This window comes from Liquorilactobacillus mali KCTC 3596 = DSM 20444, assembly GCF_000260415.1.
GTDB classification, from domain to species: Bacteria; Bacillota; Bacilli; order Lactobacillales; family Lactobacillaceae; genus Liquorilactobacillus; species Liquorilactobacillus mali.
The window spans coordinates 1-2,057 of sequence record NZ_BACP01000022.1 but is presented as its reverse complement, the minus strand read 5'-3'; the positions used below and the strand labels follow the sequence as shown (position 1 = coordinate 2,057).

General features: G+C 33.2%; 3 protein-coding genes. All 3 read right to left on the bottom strand.

Annotated elements, in window-relative coordinates:
* Positions 1-35: 35 nt before the first annotated feature.
* A complete protein-coding gene (locus tag GSM_RS03235; RefSeq protein WP_003689468.1) occupies positions 36-536 on the bottom strand; it encodes a YbaK/EbsC family protein in 501 nt (166 codons plus the stop codon).
* 115 nt (positions 537-651) lie between these two features.
* Positions 652-936 (bottom strand): cupin domain-containing protein, encoded by a 285-nt coding sequence (locus tag GSM_RS03230; RefSeq protein WP_003689470.1) that lies wholly within the window; start codon positions 934-936, stop codon positions 652-654.
* Positions 914-1,711 carry a class I SAM-dependent methyltransferase gene (locus GSM_RS13925; protein ID WP_010077800.1) on the bottom strand — a complete coding sequence of 266 codons (798 nt, stop codon included), beginning with the start codon at positions 1,709-1,711 and terminating at the stop codon, positions 914-916. Before GSM_RS13925 ends, GSM_RS03230 begins: the two co-directional genes overlap by 23 nt.
* Positions 1,712-2,057: the final 346 nt, after the last annotated feature.

Genomic DNA, 2,057 nt, shown 5'->3' with positions numbered 1-2,057 from the left:
AAATAGATTGAGCATCCTAAGAGGTGTTAAAATAATTATAGACAATAATCTTGTTGTATGATTTGCGGTATGTAACCTATGCTCTCTAATAGTTTAATAAGATCTTCATAGGAGATAATAATAGTTGCAGTATTGACATTAGGGTGCGCAGAAATTGCCGGCAATTTCTGCAAATCTGCGTCTATCAGTACTTGAACTTTGTGGTAAATATCATTAGGTAATGCCAATGGAGTTACCATACCTGATACAACGTGCAGTATTCCTTCCAGTTCTGCTTCACTTGCAAATTTTAGTTTGTTGCGACTAGTTTCTAATTGTACCGCCAAAAGTTTAAAATCAACTGGCTTGTTAGTAGTTAGAAACAAATAGTACTGATCACTTTTTTTCTTTTTTATCAAGAGGTTTTTAACCTCTGGTAAGCCCTTGGGAGCGTGCGGATCATTCATTGTCCACAAAGGCGGATGCTCAATCATTTTGTAATTAATTTGCAGATTTTCTAATAGTGCAATGGCTTGTTCTTTTGTAGCATAAACCATAACGGTAGTTCTTCCTCCTCTACAATAGTTATTATCCATTATTAATGTTTTTTGGCTGTTTTATCTCTGGACCTCATAATGAAAATTCTTTACAGACAAACAGATTGCGTGTTTATTAATTTGCCAAATGTGATTTGATTACCATAATTTCACTATCTGTTAATGCGAACAATTTATGCTTTTCATCTGGCTGCATCCTAACAATTATTCCAGGTTTTATCTCTTCTTCAAAATTTTCTCCTGAAAAAATGATTTTTCCTTTAACAGGAACGACGACAACTGTATAAGGCACATGGTGAGTGGGAATTTCTTTTCCTTTTGGAATTACTAAATTTGTGATAACTTGATTTTTTGACTCAAAGATATTACTAATTTTGTTAGTTCCTTGATATTTTTTCATCGACATTTACTCCCTTTTTTACGCTGTAGTTTGCTACATAACCTAAATTTTGTTGATTACTCTTGAAAAAATTAAACATTTTGAAAAACATTGATCGGTTCTCTTTTTTAAAACCATTTCTAACAATTTTTAATGTCCGTAAAAGGCCCTCGTCATGTATCATGCCAATTGGATTCATTAAAGTCATTTTTCCTACTTTTTGGGAATTTTCAAATCCGTTAGCCTCAAATAACTTTTTCCAACCAGCGGCGTCCATCGGACCCACGTGGACATTAATTGTTCGACTTAGTTCTTCAATGAGTTTTTCTTTTTTACCGGTATCATCTAAAAATAGGCAAACATCGTGGGTCAAGAGAACGCCATTTGGTTTCAGTACGCGATAATATTCTGCAACGGCCTTCTTTTTGGCATTCTCACCTAACATGGTTAGCATTGCTTCATTTATAACGATATCAAAAGTATTATCCTCAAAGGGTAATTTAAGAGCGTTTCCTTGAATAGTTTTTAACTTTTGGGAGAGATTATTTTTTAAAATGTTTTGTTTAGCCCTTTTCAAAACAGTGGGACTTTGGTCCAATCCAACGACGTCACAATCATATTTTTTGGCTAAATAAATCATGGTTGTTCCCATATTGCATGCTACCTCTAAAACTTTTGTATCTTTCTGTATATTACTTTGTTCTAGTAACCAATTTGTAGCTGTTATCCCACCTGGACGTAGTTTAGTCTTGCCTAACCGTGCTAAAAAACTGTGTCCTGCTTCATGATTCTGCATAAGAATATTCCTCCTCGCTGGTAGATGATGCAACTTAGTATTATTATTCCATGTAAATCATGAATTAACAATGAATAAATTATTTTTGATTGAAATCTTAAGCTTTTCAAAATAAAAGAAATTGCAACCGTAATCATATATTCCAACTGTTTATTCAGAACAAATAGAAGAGCCAAGTCAAAATTTAACTTCTGACCCAGCTCTCTAAATAATCTTACCAGCAAATCAATTGATTTGATTTAACTTTTTCAATGACCAACGTAATAGCAATGGTGCTAGTAACGTTGCAATAACTATCACAAAAATAATATCCATATATAAAGCCTTATCAAGTAAATGTGCATTA